This window comes from Flavobacterium panici (assembly GCF_903819335.1).
GTDB classification, from domain to species: domain Bacteria; phylum Bacteroidota; class Bacteroidia; order Flavobacteriales; family Flavobacteriaceae; genus Flavobacterium; species Flavobacterium panici.
The window spans coordinates 140,361-160,418 of record NZ_CAIJDE010000049.1 but is presented as its reverse complement, the minus strand read 5'-3'; the positions used below and the strand labels follow the sequence as shown (position 1 = coordinate 160,418).

General features: G+C 35.3%; 10 protein-coding genes. All 10 read left to right on the top strand.

All coding sequences use genetic code 11. From position 1 onward, the window contains the following. The first annotated feature begins 88 nt into the window (after positions 1-88). The 10 genes from FLAPXU55_RS16325 to FLAPXU55_RS16280 all read left to right on the top strand — a co-directional run bounded on the left by FLAPXU55_RS16325 (position 89) and on the right by FLAPXU55_RS16280 (position 19,943). Positions 89-3,226, top strand: a complete 3,138-nt coding sequence (locus FLAPXU55_RS16325; protein WP_180859484.1) for a glycoside hydrolase family 2 TIM barrel-domain containing protein — start codon at positions 89-91, stop codon at positions 3,224-3,226. A 5-nt stretch (positions 3,227-3,231) separates the two neighbouring features. Further along, positions 3,232-5,553, top strand: a complete 2,322-nt coding sequence (locus FLAPXU55_RS16320) for a glycoside hydrolase family 20 protein (protein WP_180859482.1) — start codon at positions 3,232-3,234, stop codon at positions 5,551-5,553. A gap of 395 nt (positions 5,554-5,948) precedes the next feature. Further along, entirely contained in the window at positions 5,949-7,433 is a 1,485-nt protein-coding gene (locus tag FLAPXU55_RS16315) for an alpha-L-fucosidase (protein WP_180859480.1), read from the top strand. 4 nt (positions 7,434-7,437) lie between these two features. After that, positions 7,438-9,687 (top strand): GH92 family glycosyl hydrolase, encoded by a 2,250-nt coding sequence (locus FLAPXU55_RS16310; RefSeq protein ID WP_180859478.1) that lies wholly within the window; start codon positions 7,438-7,440, stop codon positions 9,685-9,687. 12 nt (positions 9,688-9,699) lie between these two features. Next, positions 9,700-12,360 (top strand): glycoside hydrolase family 3 N-terminal domain-containing protein, encoded by a 2,661-nt coding sequence (locus FLAPXU55_RS16305; RefSeq protein ID WP_180859476.1) that lies wholly within the window; start codon positions 9,700-9,702, stop codon positions 12,358-12,360. 262 nt (positions 12,361-12,622) lie between these two features. Next, entirely contained in the window at positions 12,623-15,709 is a 3,087-nt protein-coding gene (locus FLAPXU55_RS16300) for a SusC/RagA family TonB-linked outer membrane protein (RefSeq protein WP_180859474.1), read from the top strand. A gap of 19 nt (positions 15,710-15,728) precedes the next feature. Next, a complete protein-coding gene (locus FLAPXU55_RS16295; RefSeq protein ID WP_180859472.1) occupies positions 15,729-17,327 on the top strand; it encodes a SusD/RagB family nutrient-binding outer membrane lipoprotein in 1,599 nt (532 codons plus the stop codon). A gap of 90 nt (positions 17,328-17,417) precedes the next feature. Then, positions 17,418-18,467: a sialidase family protein gene (locus FLAPXU55_RS16290; protein ID WP_180859470.1), complete on the top strand. Its 1,050-nt coding sequence runs from the start codon at positions 17,418-17,420 to the stop codon at positions 18,465-18,467. A 17-nt stretch (positions 18,468-18,484) separates the two neighbouring features. Beyond that, on the top strand, positions 18,485-18,817 hold the full coding sequence (locus FLAPXU55_RS16285) for an L-rhamnose mutarotase (RefSeq protein WP_180859468.1): 333 nt from the start codon (positions 18,485-18,487) through the stop codon (positions 18,815-18,817). A 154-nt stretch (positions 18,818-18,971) separates the two neighbouring features. Then, complete coding sequence (locus tag FLAPXU55_RS16280; protein ID WP_180859466.1) at positions 18,972-19,943, top strand: M20/M25/M40 family metallo-hydrolase; 972 nt, start codon at positions 18,972-18,974, stop codon at positions 19,941-19,943. Positions 19,944-20,058: the final 115 nt, after the last annotated feature.

Genomic DNA, 20,058 nt, shown 5'->3' with positions numbered 1-20,058 from the left:
AAAATTTTAAACACATAGATACATAGATTCTTCTCTCACAATCTATCCCGATAACAATCGGGGCTATGTGTTCAAACAAAAACAAAGAATGAAAACAACAATATCCATATTAACCTTATTACTTTCAGTTTTATCTGTTAATGCACAAAAAAAAGTTCCGTTTTGGCAAAATGAAAAAATCAATGAAGATAATAGAGAGCCCATGCACGCCGCCTATTATGTTTTTGAAAACGAAACATTAGCTGCTAAAAACGAATGGAGGCAATCTAAAAATTACTTAGACATTAACGGAGCCTGGAAATTCAAATATGTGGATAATCCGGCTGCACTTCCAAAAGATTTTGAGAAAACTGATTTTAATGATAAAAGCTGGGATAATTTTAAAATTCCCGCAAGCTGGGATGTAAACGGTTATGGATATCCGGTTTATGTAAATACAACTTACGATTTTGATTATTTAATGGCACCAAATCCGCCGTTTGTTCCAACAAAATACAATCCGACAGGAGTTTACAGAAGAGAAATTACAATCGATAAATCTTGGGAAGGAAAAGATATTTTTCTTCATATCGGAACAGCAAAATCAAACTTGACCGTTTGGGTAAATGGTGTGTATGTAGGTTATGGTGAAGACGGAAAATTACCTTCTGAATTCAAATTAAATAAATATGTAAAAACCGGAAAAAATACGATTGTGCTTCAGGTAATGAAATGGAATGACGGTTCGTATTTAGAATGTCAGGACATGTGGAGAATGAGCGGAATTACCAGAGATTCTTATTTGGTTGCGAGAAATAAAGCCCATTTAAATGACTTCGAAATTATTCCGGATTTAGATGCCAATTACGTAAACGGAAGTTTAAAAATCACAACTCAATTCTCTGATTTAGATAAAAAAGACACCTATACTTTAGACGTTCAGTTAAAAGATGGTGACAAGATTATAACCTCAAAAGTTATTTCCGCTTTAAGCGAAAAACAAACATTTGATTTCACCGTAGAAAGTCCGAAGAAATGGAGTGCAGAAATTCCGAATTTATATCAGGTACGTTTTATTTTAAAAGATAAAAAAGGAGCTGTAATTGAAGTTATCAATCAAAATGTTGGATTTAGAAAAGTAGAAATTAAAGGTGGACAGCTTTTGGTAAACGGAAAAGCGATTTACATAAAAGGTGTAAACCGTCATGAAGTTGATCCAATTACGGGACAAACTATTTCAAGAGAAAGAATGGAACAAGATATTAAATTGATGAAAGAATTTAATATCAATGCGGTGAGAATGTCGCATTATCCAAACGATGAATATTTCTACGAATTATGCGATAAATACGGAATTTATGTGGTCGATGAAGCTAACATAGAATCACACGGAATGGGGTACGATATTACCAAAACACTTGGGAATAAACCAGACTGGGAATTAGCGCACATTCAGCGTATGCAGCGAATGATTGAAAGAGATAAAAATCATACTTCAATCATTATCTGGAGTATGGGGAACGAAGCCGGAAACGGTTACAACTTTTACAGAGGTTATTTGTGGATTAAAAACCGTGATAAATCAAGACCAATTCAATACGAAAGAGCAACTGCGGGAGCTTGGGACGGAAAAGATTTAAAATTCGAATGGGATTCAGATATTATTGATCCAATGTACAGTTCTCCAAACAAAATGGAAGAATATATTTTGGCAAACCCAAATCCGTCAAGACCTTATATTCAGTGTGAATACGCGCACGCAATGGGGAATTCGATGGGGAATTTTAAAGATTATTGGGATGTCATTCGTAAATATCCAAACTTTCAGGGCGGTTTCATTTGGGATATGATCGATCAATCGGTTTATAAAAAACTGGATAACGGAACTACGATTTTAGCTTACGGAGGAGATTTTGGTCCAAAAGATGTAAAAAGTGATAACAATTTTGTGAACAATGGCGTATTTACGGTAGACAGAAAACCAAATCCGCATGCGCTTGAAGTTCGAAATGTATATCAAAATATCCTGACTTCCTGGGAAAATCAGGAAACGGCTATAATAAAAGTTTACAATGAATTTACGTTTAAAGATTTAAGCAACGTAACTTTGCATTGGACCTTAATTTTAGACGGAGTGAAAGAAACGACAGGCGTTATCGATTATTTAGCAATCGATCCAACACAATCAAAAACGTATACATTGCCTATTAAATTAGGTGATAAAAAATTTCAGGAAGCTTTTATAAACATAAGCTATCAGTTAAAACAAGAAGAACCATTTTTACCAAAAGGTTTCGAAATTGCGACAGAACAACTGGCATATAAAGGAACCTGGAAAAATGATATTAAAATCGAAAGCGCTTCAAAAATTACGGTGGAGAAAAAAGCAAATGCTACGGTTTTCAAAAGTGATAAAGCAGAGATTACTTTCGACAAAAAAACAGGATTTATCAATGGCTATTCCTTCAATAATCAGCCTATTATAAAAGACGGATATCAATTGCGTCCCAATCTTTGGAGAGCACCAAACGATAATGATTTTGGAGCTAATTTTCAAGTAAACTTAAAAGCGTGGAAAGATGCAACAGAAAATCCGACTTTGGTAAACTGGACATTTACTCCAACTAAAGACAATAAAATTCTGGTGAAAGCAACGTATAGTTTACCACAGGTTTCTTCGACTTTAGAATTGAATTATGAATTAAACGGAAACGGGGAATTAGTCGTAAAAGAAGTTTTAAATATTGATAAAAACAAAGAACAGCCAATTTTACCAAGATTTGGAATGGAAGTAATTGTTCCGAGAAATTTTAGCAATATGACCTATTACGGAAGAGGCCCGCACGAAAATTACATCGACAGAAATTACAGTTCAAAAGTGGGATTGTATACACAAACCGTTTCAGAGCAATATTATCCATACATCCGTCCGCAGGAAACAGGAAATAAAACCGATGTTCGTTTCTTAGAATTATCGGGAGATAAACTAAAATTAACCGTAACATCTGATGAATTATTGGCCGTAACCGCTTTACATTTTTTAAATGAAGATTTAGACGACGGATTGCAAAAAGACCAAAGACACGCTGCCGAATTGAAAGAAAGAGATTTAACGAGTTTAAAAATCGATTCAAAACAAATGGGAGTTGGCGGAATCGACAGCTGGCAGGCCTGGCCTATGGAAAAATATCTTTTAAGAGGAAAAAATTATCAGTATCAATTTAAAATAACACCATCTTTAAAATAATAATTATGAGATCATTAAAACCCTTATTCGTCTTAATCTTCTTAACTGTTTTAAGTTTGGGTTACAGTCAGAAAAAAGTTTTTACTGCAAAAGACATTCAAATTATTCCGAAACCAAATCAAGTTTTGATTCAATCTGGAAGTTTTGAGTTTTCTAAAAATACCGTTTTTGTTGCCAATACTGATTTTCAAAAAGATATTTCAAACGCTTTAATCAACAAATTTGAAGTTGCTGCAGGATGGCGTCCGGTTTTGGGCGTAAAAGCACCGCAGAACAATTTTGTTCAGTTTAAAACAGATCCAAACCTTCATAAAGAAGCCTATAAAGTTGAGGTAAATAATAATGTAATCACGATTACAGCAAAAGGAAATGCCGGTTTTATCTATGGATTAGAAACCATCAGACAATTACTTCCAACGGCTATTGAAAGCACTTATGCAATTTCATCTGCAAAATGGCAGATTCCAAATGTTGTGATTACAGACGAACCGCGTTTTCAATGGAGAGGTTTAATGCTGGATTTATCACGTCATTTTTTCGATAAAAATTATATTTTGGCAACAATCGATCGTTTAGCAATGCACAAAATGAACGTTTTGCATTTGCATTTAGTAGACGATCAGGGTTGGAGAATTGAAATTAAGAAATATCCTAAACTTACAGAAGTTGGAGCATGGAGAGTGAATCAGGAAAATGTTGCATGGAATGCCAGATTAGCCACAAATCCTGATGAAAAAGGAACTTACGGAGGATTTTTTACGCAGGAAGAGTTAAAAGAAATCGTAAAATATGCAGCATCTAAAAATATCGAAGTAATTCCTGAAATTGAAATGCCGGCGCACGTAAGTTCTGCGATTGCAGCGTATCCGGAACTGGCTTGTTTTGATCAGCGTATTGGCGTTCCGTCAGGCGGGGTTTGGCCTATTACAGATATTTATTGCGCAGGAAAAGAATCTACATTTGAGTTTCTGCAAAATGTATTAGACGAAGTAATGGATATTTTTCCATCAAAATACATTCATATTGGAGGCGACGAAGCGACAAAAACCAATTGGGATAAATGTCCCAACTGCCAAAAAAGAATGAAAGATTTAGGCTTGAAAAATTCAACGGAACTGCAAAGTTATTTTGTAAAACGTATTGAAAAATACATCAATTCTAAAGGTAAAAAAGTTATTGGATGGGATGAAATTGTAGAAGGCGGTTTAGCTCCGGAAGCAACTGTAATGAGCTGGAGAGGAACAAAAGGCGGTATTGAAGCAGCAGATCAAGGTCATGATGTCATTATGACGCCGGAGTCTCCTTGTTATTTTAATTTTTATCAAGGCCCTCAAAACGAAGAACCATTAGCTTTTGATGCTTATAATCCTTTAAATAAAGTATACGAATTTGAGCCGGTTGTACCAACGATGTCACCTGCAGAAGCAAATCATGTTTTGGGCGGTCAGGCTAATTTATGGGCAGAATATCTTTCGGGACCAAAGGATTCAGAATATATGATTTTTCCAAGACTGGCAGCTATGGCTGAGGTTTTATGGAGTTCGAAAGAAAGCCGTAACTGGATTGATTTTACAACGAGACTGAAACCATTATTAAATCGCTATGATTATTTAGGAATCAATTATGCTAAAAGTGCTTATTTGGTGACCGCTTCTTCAACAGCAGATTTGGCTAAAAAACAAATTAATGTGACACTGAAAAATGAATTCCCAAATCCGGATATTCGATATGTTTTAGGAGATAAAGCGATCGATCATCATGCGGTAAAATATATAAACCCAATTGAATTTAAAGAAACTACTGTTTTAAAAGCTTCTTTATTTCAGGATGAAAAACCAGTTGGAAAAACATTTACAGATACCATTATTTTCCATAAAGCTTTTGCACAAAAAGTAAAATATTTAACGCCTTATAATGATAATTATAAAGGTGATGCTAATACGATGGTCAATACAATTAGAGGGAGCAAAAACTTCCACGACGGACAATGGCAGGCATGGCTTGTTAATGATATGGAATTGGTAATCGATTTTGAAAAACAGGAAAGCGTTGAGCAGGTAATTGTAGGAGCTTTAGAAAGTCAGGGAGCCGGAGTTAATTTTCCTGTAAAGATTAAAGTTTTGGTTTCAAATGATGGAATCAAATATCAGGAAGTTGGGAAAGTTTCACGTCCGTATGCTCCAAATGTGTCTTCGGAATTGAAGGATTTCAAAATCAATTTTGGAAAAGTTAATACACGATTTGTAAAAGTAATCGCTTATAACCTTAAGAAAAGCCCGAAAGGGGAAAGTTCTTGGTTATTTGTTGATGAGATTTTAGTGAATTAAGCTGTATTACACACAATCTTGTCATTTCGACGGAGGAGAAATCTTCATAAGTAGCTCGACAAAGATTGATGAATTACTATGAGGAGTTTCTTGCGAAGATTTCTCCTTCGTCGAAATGACAAAAATGCGCAGAAGCTTTGTCAAAGCCATATGTTCATAGTATTACACGCAATCTTGTCATTTCGACGAAGGAGAAATCTCCACGAGTAGCTCGACAAAGATTGATGAATTACTATGAGGAGTTTCTTGCGAAGATTTCTCCTTCGTCGAAATGACAAAAAAGGTGGAGAAACTTTGAAAAAATTAGATAGAAAGGACACTTTGTCTCAATATCTTAAATGTGATTTTCACAATTAAACAACGAACAAAAACAAAAAACTATAAATAGAATAAAGATGAAAAGAGGAATATTCATAATCGCGTTATTATTTTCCGTTCAAATGTTTTCGCAGGCCATTTATGAAGATGAGCGTTATGTACCGGAAACGGATCCGTTGGTGTTGAAAAATTTAGAGGCATGGCAAGGCAAAAAGTTTGGATTATTAATGCACTGGGGAACATACAGCCAATGGGGAATTGTAGAATCATGGTCAATATGCCCGGAAGATTATGGATGGTGCGAACGTAAAAAAGGAAGCAATCCTGCCAATTATAATCAATATGTAAAAGATTATGAAGGTTTGAAAAAGACTTTTAATCCAACCAAATTTGATCCAACAAAATGGGCAAAAGCGGCAAAAGCTGCGGGAATGAAATACATGGTTTTTACCACCAAACACCATGACGGATTTAATATGTACGACACTAAATATTCTGATTATAAAGTGACAGACAAGGATTGTCCTTTCAGCACAAATCCAAAAGCCGATGTTTTGAAAGAAGTTTTCAATGCTTTTAGAGCTGAGAATATTTCAACTGGAGCTTATTTCTCAAAACCAGACTGGCATAACGAAAATTACTGGGATCCGTATTTTCCACCTTTCGACAGAAACGTAAATTACGATCCGTCATTATATCCTGAAAAATGGCAAAAATATGTTGACTTCACTCACAACCAAATTTTAGAAATCCTTACTAATTACGGTAAAGTAGATATTTTATGGCTTGACGGAGGCTGGGTTAGAAAAAGAGATCAACAAAATTTAAAAGAAAACTACGACGAGAAATTTGCTGAAAACGAATCTAAAAACGGTTTCATCAAACACAGAGTTGTAGATCAGGATCCAAAAATGGACGAATTGGTGGTGAAAGCACGCCAAAAACAACCAGGATTAATTGTGGTTGACAGAGCGGTTCACGGAAAAAACCAAAATTATTTAACTCCAGAAGGTCGTGTTCCGGCAAAAACATTACCTTATCCTTGGGAATCTTGTATTACTTCTGGCGGCGGATGGTCGTATACTCCAGATGCAAAATACATGACGGGAAGACAAGGAATTCACATGTTGGTTGACATTGTTGCAAAAGGCGGAAACTTATTATTAAACGTTGCACCAAGTCCGGAAGGAGAATGGCAGCAAGGTGCTTATGATTTATTACAGGCTTATGCAGACTGGATGAAAGTAAACAGTGTTGCGATTTATGATACGAAACCAATTGAGCCTTTTAAAGAAGACAACATTTGCTTTACACAAAATAAAGCTGGAAATGTATTTGCTTTTTATTTAGCAAAAGACGGAGAAGATAAAATTCCTGCAAGCGTTACAGTAAAATCTATCAGCCCTAAAAAAGGAACAAAAATTACCATGTTAGGTTCTAAAACTTCTCTAAAATGGACAAAAGAAGGAAATGGATTTAAAGTTGTAATTCCGGAAAGCCTTAGAAATAATTTACCTGCAAAAGAAGCATGGACTTTAAAAATAGAAGCTATTAACAGATAAGAATATGTTTTCAATATCAAAAAAATTAATTTTAAAAACAGCATGCAGCTTTTGCATGCTGTTTTTTAGCATCACAAGTTTTGCACAACAACCTGCAGATTATGTGAATCCGTTTATTGGAACTTCCAACTTTGGAGCTGCTTTTCCGGGACCGATTGCACCACGCGGAATGGCAAGTATAAGTCCGTTTAATGTTGCCGGGGTAAAAAATACTCCAATGGAAAAAGACAGTCAGTGGCTGTCGAATCCATATGTAAACGAAAACACTTTTTTAACCGGATTTAGTCAGGTCAATTTGAGCGGTGTAGGTTGTCCGGAACTGGGCGTTATTTTATTGATGCCAACAACCGGAAATCTAGAAATCGATCATTTAAAATACGGATCGACGTATTCTAATGAAGTGGCAAAAGCCGGATATTACAGCGTTGACCTTAAGAAATATAAGGTTAAAGGAGAATTTACAGCTTCAAAACGAGTTGGTGTAAGCAGATTCTCTTTCCCGAAAGGACAGTCGAACATTTTAATAAATCTTGGTTTAGGATTAACGAATGAAGAAGGCTCGATGATCAAAGTAGTTTCTTCTACAGAAATTGAAGGAATGCGTTCTGTTGGTTCGTTTTGTTATAACAGCCCGGAAGATGCTTATCCGGTTTATTTTGTAGCCAAGTTTTCTAAACCAGCTGAAAAATTCGGTGTTTGGAAAAAACCTTCTAAATATAACGGTGTCGAAGCACAATGGATGTCAGGATATAATGGTAAGGCAAGAATAATGAAAAATACCATCAAAACAGTAGTTGGCGATAGTATTGGAAGTTATTTCAGCTACAAATTTGACAAACAAGAAACGGTTGAAGTTAAAATTGGAATTTCGTATGTAAGCATCGAAAATGCCAGAGAAAATTTAGAAAAAGAAACCGGAGATAAATCGTTTGATGCCGTTTATAAAGACACTTACAAAGAATGGAATGACGAACTTTCGAAAATTTTAGTCGAAGGCGGTTCCGAAGATGATAAAACGATTTTTTACACCGCTTTATATCATACATTAATTCATCCGAATACTTTAAATGATGTAAACGGAGAATATCCGCAGATTAAAAGAACCAAAATTGGTAAAACCGATGGCACGCGTTATACCGTATTTTCATTATGGGACACGTATCGAAACATGCATCCGTTAACGTCTTTAGTTTATCCTAAGCAGCAATCGGATATGATAAAAAGCATGTTGAAAATGTATGATGAAAACGGCTGGCTGCCAAAATGGGAATTAAATTCTACAGAAACATTTACAATGGTAGGAGATCCGGCAAGTATTGTTATAGTTGATGCCTGCTTAAAAGGAATTCAGGATTTTGATGTTTACAAAGCTTACTATGCAATGTTAAAAGGCGCAGACCAAATAGAAAATAATCCGCTGCGTCCGGGACTTAAAGAATATATAGAAAAAGGATATTTATCGACTAATTATCCCGGACCTGTTTCTACAACGCTGGAATACAATACTTCAGATTATGCGATTTCACTTTTAGCAAAAGCATTGGGTGAAAAAGAAGATTATAAACGTTTTGCTAAACGTTCATTATCCTACCAAAAATTATTTGACAAAAATTTAAAATTGCTCCGTCCAAGAATTGCTAACGGAAATTGGTACGAACCTTTTGACCCTGAAGCAGGATCTAATTTTGAAGCAAATGTTGGCTTTATCGAAGGAAATGCGTGGCAATATGCTTTTATGGTTCCGCATGATATCAAAGGATTGATGAAATTAATGGGCGGTGATAAACCTTTCTCAGATCAATTGCAAAAAGTTTTTGATGACAAAAAATTTGATATGGCAAACGAGCCGGATATTGCTTATCCCTACTTATTCAATTATGTAAAAGGCGAAGAATGGAGAAGTCAGGAACTGGTTAAAAAACTGGTACAGGAATATTTTCAAAACAAACCAAAAGGATTACCCGGAAATGATGATACCGGAACAATGTCGGCTTGGTTAGTATATTCCATGATGGGATTTTATCCAATATCTCCCGGCGACGCAATTTATACGATTACAACCCCAATGTTTGATAAAGTAACAATCAAATTAGATTCAAGATATTATAAAAAAGAAAATATTGTTATTGAAAAAGAAATCAATACTGATGGAAAAATCAAAACAATAGAATTAAACGGAAAACCACTGAACAGTTATTTCATTTCACACGATGATTTTGTGAATGGAGGAACGCTCAAAGTGATTCAAAATTAAACTCTCACAACTATGTTACAACTCAAAATCAAAAAAACAGCCATTATTTTTGTAATGGCTGTAGGTTTTTTTAACCAAACCTATGCGCAGAAAAAATACCCGTATCAAGATGCAAAACTACCGACAGAAGATAGGGTAAAAGACTTGTTAAGCCGTATGTCGCTTGAAGAAAAAGTGCGCCAGATGGATATGTACAAAGGCGAATTTTTTAAGGAAAAAGAAGATTTCTCAAAAGTAAAATCAGATGCTAAAATTGGAAATCTGGGAATTGGGGCGATTCATGATATTTATCCGCGTTCGGCTAAAATGATTAATGACCTTCAAAGTGAGATAATTAAAAAAAATAAATGGGGAATTCCTGCATTGATTATGTGCGAGATGCTTCACGGATATTTAGATGAAGGAAGTACAGCTTTCCCAATGAATATTGGTCTTGGAGCAACCTGGGATACAAACGTAATGGACAAAGTGGGAAAAGTTATTGCGATGGAAGCAAGATCGCATGGAGTTCATTTTGGTTTAGGTCCAAATTTAGATTTAGGCCGTGAACCTCGCTGGGGACGTGTTGCCGAAACTTTTGGTGAAGATGCCTATTTAAACAGTGAAATTGGATTGGCGATGATTAAAGGAATGCAAGGCGATGATTTAAAATCAGATCGTTCGATTATTGCAGAACCTAAGCATTTTGCCGTTCACGGTATTCCGCAGGCGGGAGGAAATTCTTCTCCAATTTTAGTCGGAGAACGTTCGGCGAGAGAAGATCATTTGCCTTCATTTGAAAAAGCATTTAGAAAAGGCGGTGCATTGGGAACGATGTGTGCGTATTCTGAATTAGACGGAATTCCTTGTGCAGCGAATCATTGGTTATTGACTGATGTTTTGAGAAACGAATGGGGTTTTAAAGGAATTGTAGTTTCAGATTTAGGAGCTATAAAATATCTTCAGGTAACACATTTTGTTACCAGTTCTCCAAAAGAAAGTATTAGAGAAGCGATTGCAGCGGGAGTTGATATGCAGTTTTATGATTTTACAAATGAATTCTGGCAAACGAGTATTATAGAATTAGTAAACGAAAAGAAATTGACAATGGCGCAGATTGACCGTGCTGCCGGAGGAGTTTTACGTTTGAAATTCTTATTAGGGTTATTCGAAAATCCATACACAGATAAAAACCTCATCAAAGAACGTTTTCATACTAAAGAAAATCAGAATGTGGCTCTGGAAGCGGCTCAGAAATCTATGATTTTGTTGAAAAATGACAACAACATTTTGCCTTTAAGCAAGGAGATCAAAAATGTTGCTGTTATTGGACCAAATGCAAATGCTTCAAGATTGGGTGGATATGCTCCAAAAAACAGCGTTGGAACAACAGTTTACGAAGGTATTCAGCAATTAGTTGGAAAAACGGCCAATGTTGTTTATGAAGAAGGTGTTCCTTTAATTGTAAAAGGACAAATTATTCCATCTAAATATTTATTTACTCCAGATGAAGCTCAAAACGGATTAAAAGGAGAATATTTCAATAACAGAAATGTAGAAGGAACTCCTGCATTGACTCGTATTGACAACCAATTAGAGTTTGACTGGCCTTGGTCTCCGGGTGATGGCGTTACAGATGATGATTTCTCTATTAGATGGACTGGTTACATAAAATCAGATAAAGCATTTGACGGCTGGATTGGTTTAAGTTCTGATGACGGAATCAGAATGTGGATTGATGATCAACTAGTAATCGACAACTGGACAAAAGGTGCGACAAGCATGGTTACAACGCCAAAAAATATTGAAGCAGGAAAAAAATACAAAGTCCGCATTGAAATGTGGGAAGGAGGCTGGGGAGCCAGAGCGCACTTACGCTGGAACTTAGAAAAAGTAAACTTACAACCTGCAATCGATGCTGCTAAAAAAGCCGATGTTGCGATTGTAGTTTTAGGAGAATCAAACGAATTGGTAGAAGAAAACAGAGATGTTGCTTCTTTAGACTTATTCGGAATGCAGCAGGAATTGATCGAAGAAATTCAAAAAACAGGAACTCCCGTAGTTTGTGTATTGTTAAACGGACGTCCGCTTTCGACAAACTGGATTGCAGAAAATATTCCGGCAGTTGTTGAAGGCTGGTTTCCGGGAGAATTAGGAGGAAGAGCAGTAGCTGATGTTTTATTTGGAGATTATAATCCGGGTGGAAGATTGCCTATTACAGTTCCAAAATCAGTTGGACAGCTACCTATATATTATAACCAAAAACGATCTGCGATTCATAGATACGTTGCAGAAAGTGAACATCCTTTATATACATTCGGTTACGGATTGAGTTATACGAAGTTTGAATATTCAAATTTGAAAATCAGTTCAAAAGAAATTAAAGCTGACGGAGAGCTAAAAGTTTCGGTTGATGTTAAAAACACTGGAAGCAGAGACGGAGACGAGGTTGTACAATTATATGTTAAGGATGTTTACAGCAGCACGACAACTCCTGAAAAAAACTTAAAAGGATTCAAAAGATTAAATATTAAGAAAGGTGAAACCAAAACGGTTGAGTTTATACTTACACCAGATGAGTTATCTATTTGGAACAGAGAAATGAAACGTGTTGTAGAACCGGGAGATTTTGAAGTTATGGTTGGAGGAAATTCTACGGATTTGATCAAAACAAATTTCAAAGTTTTGAACTAATTCGATGAAAACTAATAATATTTTTAACGTTTAAGAGAATTAAGAAAGAATGTAGTTGAAAAAAGAGTAAAACACTTCGATTAATGCGAACAAGGTGTTGGAAATAAAGAGGATAAAGATTACAATTTAAAACGTTTTCGTACCCTAAAATGATAAATGTATTCCCAACACCTTTTCAAACTTGTCATTTGTCGAAATTATATCCTGTTAACAAAATGTATTCTTAAGTTTAACATGTTATTAACTCAAAAAACAACTAAATATGATCAAGAACGTACTAAAATTACTGTTTGTGATATGCTTATTTGGATTTCAAAATCTGGAAGCACAAACAACAGTAAAAGGAACGATAACAGATGCCCAAAGCGGAATTCCGATCCCTGGGGCAAATGTTGTTGTTAAGGGAACAAAAACAAGTACATCATCAGATTTTGATGGTAAGTACTCTATTACAGTTCCAAATCAATCAGCAGTTTTGGTTTTCTCTTATGTTGGTTCTTCTTCAAAAGAAGTAACTGTAGGAACTCAAACTACCATTAATGCTGCGTTAGGAGCTTCGGCACAACAATTAGGAGAAGTAGTAGTAACTGCTCTTGGTATCAAGAGAGAGAAAAAAGCAATTACTTATTCAGCTCAAAACATTGGAGTAGACGAATTATCAGAAGCAAGGTCATTAAACGTTGCTAACTCACTATCTGGTAAAGTTGCTGGTCTTAACTATTCTACAACTTCAAATGGTGTTGGTTCTTCTTCAAGAATTACATTAAGAGGTAACAGATCTCTTAACGGAAACAACCAGCCATTATATGTAGTAGATGGTGTGCCTATTAGTAACGGTACAACAACAACAAATCCTGATATTGACACAGGAGGAACTACACAGCCAGATGGTATTTCAAACATCAATCCGGAGGATATTGCTTCGATGACTGTTTTGAAAGGACCTTCTGCAGCAGCTCTTTACGGATCAAGAGCGAGTAATGGTGTTATCGTAATTACAACAAAATCAGGAAAATCAGGAAAAACATCTGTTTCGGTATCCTCTAATTTCATGGCTTCATCTGCATACAACCTGATGAATTTACAAAATGAATATGGACAGGGATCAAACGGAGTTTACAATCCAACTTCAAGTTCAAGCTGGGGAGGAAAATTAGACGGAAGTCAGGTTTCAAACTGGCAGTTAGTTCGTAACCCAAATTATGCTGGGCCGGCTACACAAAGTTATTCTCCACAGCCAAACAACGTAATTGATTTTTACAAAACAGGTTACAATTTAGCTAATACTTTAACAGTAACAGCTGGTAACGAAAAAGCGCAGGGTTATTTCTCTTACACTAACACGCGCGCTGAAGGTATTGTTGGCGGAAACCAATTAGACAGACACAATCTTAACTTAAGATTGACTAGTAAAATCTCTGATAAATTATCATTAGATGTAAAAACAAACTACATCGTTCAGGACATTGATAACTTATTAAGAACCGGTGAAGAATCTATTGGAACATCAGCTTATTTATTGCCTCGTAGTATCGCATATAACGATTATAAAAACTTCGAATATTTTGATGCTGCAGGACAAAGACAAATGAATTACTTTATCGACGAAACAGGATCACCTGGAGGAAACCCATTTTGGTCTGCTTTAAGAGACGATGCCCGTTCAGATAAAAGAAACAGATTTATTGGTTTAGCTTCTCTTAAATATGAATTTACAAAAACGTTAAGTTTACAAGGTAGAGCTGGTTTAGACCAAATGACAAACAAAAACGTAAGAAACAGATATGCAACTGTAGCATTCAATAATAACTTAGGTTCATACAGCGAATCTTATGAAACAGTAAGTGAATTGAATATTGATGCTTTACTTTCTTACAATGAAAAATTTGGAGATTTTTCTGTTGGACTTAATGCTGGTGCGAGTTCACTACAGCAAAGTAATTCAGCTTTAAATTCAGGAGGAGTTTTAAGTAAAAGAAACTATTTTGCATTGTCTAACGTACAAACAATTCAATCAACTTCTACAGCTTCAGAAAAAAGAATTAACTCTGTTTATGGATTTGGTCAAATTGGTTTCAGAAACTATTTGTTCTTAGATTTAACGGCAAGAAATGACTGGTCTTCAACTTTACCAACAGATTATTTCTATCCTTCTGTAGGTCTTTCAGCTGTGATTTCAGACATGGTTAAATTACCGGAAGTAATCAGTTTTGCAAAAGTAAGAGCTTCTTATGCACAAGTTGGTAACGATACTGATCCTTATCAAACACAACAAAGATTTTCATACATTGGTGGAAACGGCGGTATGTTATACGGACAAAGCACAAAAGCGAATCCAAACTTAAAACCGGAGATTTCTTCTTCTACAGAGATTGGTGCAGATGTAAGATTCTTTAATAATCGTTTAGGTTTAGATTTTACCTACTTTAATACTTTAACTGATAACCAAATTTTCTATATCAATACTCCAGAATCTTCTTCTTTCTCAAGAGCGATTGTAAATGGTGGTGATATTGAAAATAAAGGTATCGAGCTTACGCTTACAGCAACTCCTATTCAAACAGAAAACTTTAGCTGGGATATTACAGCAAATTACGCATCTTATAAATCAAAAGTAAAATCGATTTATGATGGAAGAGATGAGTTAGTTCTTGGAGAAGGACGTTTAGTAAGAAGTAAAGTTGTTCAGGGCGGCGAATATGGAGATTTATATGTTAAAGGTTTCCAAAGAGATCCAAACGGAAACGTTATTGTAAATAGTGCAGGTATTCCGCTGGCAACAAATGGTTTTGATGTACGTGCCGGAAACTTTAACCCGGACTGGACTGGAGGTTTTAAAAATAACTTTAAATACAAAGATTTCTCTTTAAGCTTTTTAGTTGATTTTAGAATTGGCGGTGAAGTTATTTCATACACTCAGGCTAGACAAGCTGGTTTAGGAGTTAGTGATGTTACTTTAGCAGGAAGAGAAGGCGGAATTGTTGTTGATGGTGTTGTTTCTAACGGAAATGGTACTTATTCTCCAAATACTACAAGTATTACGGCAGAGCAATACTGGACAGCTATTGGACAAAGAACTCCTATTGCAGAACCTTTTATTTATGATGCAACAAACATCAGATTAAGAGAGCTTGTTTTTGGTTATTCATTACCAAAACGTATATTAGGTAATTCAGGATTTACAAATATTGATTTTTCATTAGTGGGAAGAAATTTATTCTTCTTCGTGAACAAAGCTAAATATTTTGATCCAGAGGCAGGAGCAGGAACAGGAAACCTGCAAGGTATAGAATCTTTCAACATTCCTTCAACGAGAGATTATGGAGTTAATGTGAAATTTGGATTTTAATTAAATAAAGAGAGATATCATGAAATATAGTTTTAAAATAAAAACGTTAGGAGTTGCATTAATGGCAGTTTCTATTTTGTCAAGCTGCACTGGTGACTTTGACGAAATAAACAAAGATCCTAATTCATTGACTGAGGATCAGTTAGATGCTACGTTAGCGGGGCCATCATTTGCATCTGCGCTTTATGCGGGTATTCATAACGGATCTTACTCATCACCAGGTGTTGATGATCAGGGAACTTGGGGTATTGCTACGGGTATTTTATCTTCTACTTTTATTCAATATTTAAATTGTGGATATGGTACTGAGAGAAATGCATTCGTAAACGGATACGAAGGCCGTGGATGGACAAGATTTTACACTGTTGCAGTTCCGGCTTTAAATAATGCTATTAAAGCATCTGAAGGAAACGCTGAAGCTTTGGCAGTTCTTAAAATCTGGAAAGTTTTCATGTACAATCAAATGGTTGATGCTTACGGACCAATTCCTTACACTGAGGCAGGAAACGGGAAAGAAAAAGTAGCTTATGACAGCGTAGAGTCTATCTACGAAGACTTTTTTAAATTATTGAATGAAGCAAATGCGACATTAAGTTCTACTTCTGTAACAACTGTGGCTTCGTTTCAGCCAAACGACAGAGTGTATGCAGGAAGTGTAGCAAAATGGAGAGTTTTTGGAAACAGTTTACGACTTCGTTTAGCTTTAAGAATTTCTGATAAAGAACCTGCAAAAGCAAAAACAGAAGCAGAAGCTGCTGTAGCTGCAGGTGTAATGCAGACAAACGATCAAAGTGCTTTTTTCAAAGCGAGCAATATTACTCCAAACAATTTAAATATGATTGTAAACAGCTGGGGTTATACTATGACAGCTTCTATGGAAAGTATTTTGGTTGGATACAACGACCCTCGTTTAGCAAAATGGTTTGCTCCGCTTGACGCTTCAGCTCCGACTCCTGTTTATAGAGGACAGCCAATAGGAGGTTTAGAAGATCAGTTTGGAACAACTAAATTCTCTGCTTTCAACAATGATATTATGGGTAACGGAGCTGCAGGAAACGTAAGCGAATCTAAAAATATCGAAATCTTCATGGCTTCTGAAAACTATTTAAGCAGAGCAGAAGGTGCTTTAAACGGATGGAACATGGGCGGAACAGCTCAAAGTTTGTACGAAACAGGTATTAGATTGTCTTTACAACAATGGGGAATCACTAACGCTGCTGATATCAACAGCTATATTGCAGGTTCAACTTTACCAACTTTACCAAACGTACTTACAGTTTATCCAACTTTAGATTTACAAGATATTCCGGTAAAATTACCTGTTGCATGGTCTTCTACAGAAGCAAATCAGAGAACTCAAATTGCAGTTCAAAAGTATTTGGCAATTTTCCCAGAATCTTGGGAAGCTTGGGCAGATTTACGTAGAAGTGATGCAAAAGTTATTTATCCGCCGTTGAATACAGACAATAATGATCCGGGAGTTGGAAAAAGCTTAATGAAACGTATCATTTATGTTACAAACGAATATTCTTCAAACAAAGACGCTGTTACAGACGGAATCTCAAAACTTGGAGGTCCTGATTCTGGAGGAACTAAACTTTGGTGGGATACAAAATAATTATTTGGTTGAGTAAAGATCCACACAATCTTTACTTAAAAATTCAAAAGGAGAGGAAACTCTCCTTTTGTTTTATATAAAAGTCAGATTATGAATTTAAAAAAATACGGTTCAATTGTTTTATTAGTTTCTGTTTTTCTTGCTTGTAAATCAATTAAAAATGAACCAAAAGCATTTAATATTACCCAAAATTATATTGCAGCAAATCCGGTTACAGCGGCCAGTCATGCTTCAACATTGGTCGAATTAGAAAATAATACACTTCTGGCAGCTTGGTTTGGCGGAAAATATGAAGGCGCAAAAGATGTCAGTATTTATATTTCATCTTATAAAGAACAAAAATGGTCGGCACCAAAAAAACTGATTGAGCCTCTAGTTAAAGATGGTGATACACTCCCCTGCTGGAATCCGGTTTTGTTTAAAAGTAAAAGCCAAAATTTATATTTATTTTATAAAGTGGGGAAAAATCCGAGAGAATGGTTTGGCGCTATGATTGTTTCAAAAGATGATGGAAAGAGCTGGAGTAACCCAAAATATCTTCCAAAAGGAATTTTAGGTCCAATTCGGAACAAACCCATCGAAACAACTCCCGGAATTATTTTATGCGGAAGCAGTACCGAAAGTGTTGACGATAATAAATGGAGAGTTTTTATAGAAACTTATACTGAAGCGACAGACAGCTGGACAATTACCGATATTAATGACAAGAAGAATTTTGATATTATTCAGCCCACATTTTTAGTTCATTCTGATAAAGAAATCCAGATTTTATCCCGAAGCCGACATAATAAATTGATTTCATCTTGGTCTGAAGATAACGGAAATACATGGCAGAAAACAGACAGTATTAATGTTGTAAATTCAAATTCTGGAGTTGATGCTGTAACTTTATCAAATAAATCTTTTTTACTGGTGAATAATCCGCTTAAGATGGGAAAAGACTGGTTTAACGGAAGAAATGTTTTAGATGTAGAATATTCGAAAGATGGTGTAAATTGGAACAAGTTATTTGATTTAGAAAACCAGCCAGAAGGAGAATTCAGTTATCCGGCCATTATTCAGACTTCAGATAAAAAGATTCATATTTTGTATACTTATAATCGAAAATTTATCAAGCATACAACATTTGATTTGAAATAAATTTTAAAAACAGAATTATGCAAAAACACTGTCTTGCCTTAGACTTAAATAACCACCCGGATTTAATTGCAGAATATATTGATTACCATAAAAACGTTTGGCCTGAAATTCAAAAAAGTATCAAAGATTCTGGAATTATCAATTTAGAGATTTACAATATTGGCGATCGTTTGTTTATGATTATCGAAGCCAATGACGATTTCTCATTTACAGAAAAAGCAAAACAAGATGCCGAAAATCCCAAAGTCCAGGAATGGGAAACGCTAATGTGGAAATTCCAAAAAGCATTACCGCAAGCCAAATCAGGAGAAAAATGGATTTTAATGAATAAAATTTTTGAACTTAAATAAGTTGGCACACGGATGACACTGATTTGCTTCGCAAAGGCGCGGATGGGCACAGATTTTTTTATAAAATTCTATAAATAAAAATCAGTTTTAATCAGCGTTTTCACGAAGTGAATCCGTTTCATCCGTGTACTAATTTTAGACAACTAAATTAATTATGAAATTTTTGCAAAAGATCAACTTTGTTTACGGTTTGTTACTTTTTAGTTTTATAACAAATGCTCAAAAAAGCAACTTAGCGCAGACATTTTATAAACATGATAAATATCTTTCTTCAGATAAATTAGAAGGTCGTTTCGTTGGAACAAAAGGAAATAACGACGCAGCATCTTATATCAAAAAATATTTTAAAAAGTATGGATTGAAGGAACTTAATAGTAATTATTACCAGCCTTTTAAAGTATTTGTAAAAGAAGGAATCAACAAAACAAAATCCGACAGTGTTTCGACCCAAAATGTTTTAGGATATATTGAAGGTTCTGATGAAAAACTCAAAAATGAATTTATCGTTATTGGCGCGCATTACGATCATTGGGGCTGGGGCGGAAGTGGTTCTGGAAGCAAAAAGAAAGATACGGTTGCGATTCATAACGGAGCAGATGATAATGCTTCTGGAGTTTCGGCTTTGTTGTGTATTTTGGAAGAAGTTTCGAAGTTGAAAATCAAACCGAAAAGAAGTGTTATTTTTATTTCTTTCAGCGGAGAAGAAGAAGGATTATTAGGTTCGAAATATTTCATAAATCATTTACCGATAAAAAAAGAAGCCGTAAAAGTAATGCTGAATATGGATATGGTAGGAAGATTAAATGCCGAAAAACAAATCTATATGGGAGGAGCGGGAACTTTTCCAAATGGAGTCAACCTAATGAAAAAGCTAGGGCAAAACAGCGGACTAAATCCTGTTGTATTTGCAGGAGATGTCGGCGGATCTGATCATGTTTCTTTTTATAAAGCTTCGATTTCTGCAGTAGGTTTCCACACAGGCGGACATCCGCAATACCACACTCCCGAGGATGATATTGATTTAATTAATTTTGAAGGTGGTGCTTTGGTGAGTAAGTATATTTATAATGCTTTGGTAAGTATTGCGAATTATGATGAGGAATTGGTTTTTATAAAGCAGGATTAGAATTATATATATTAAAAAAAGCCACTTTTGTAATGAAGTGGCTTTTCGTATTTTTAGAAGGACAATGCTATTTTTTATTTGTAAGTTTTTCCTTCGCATTGCCAAGATGATGATG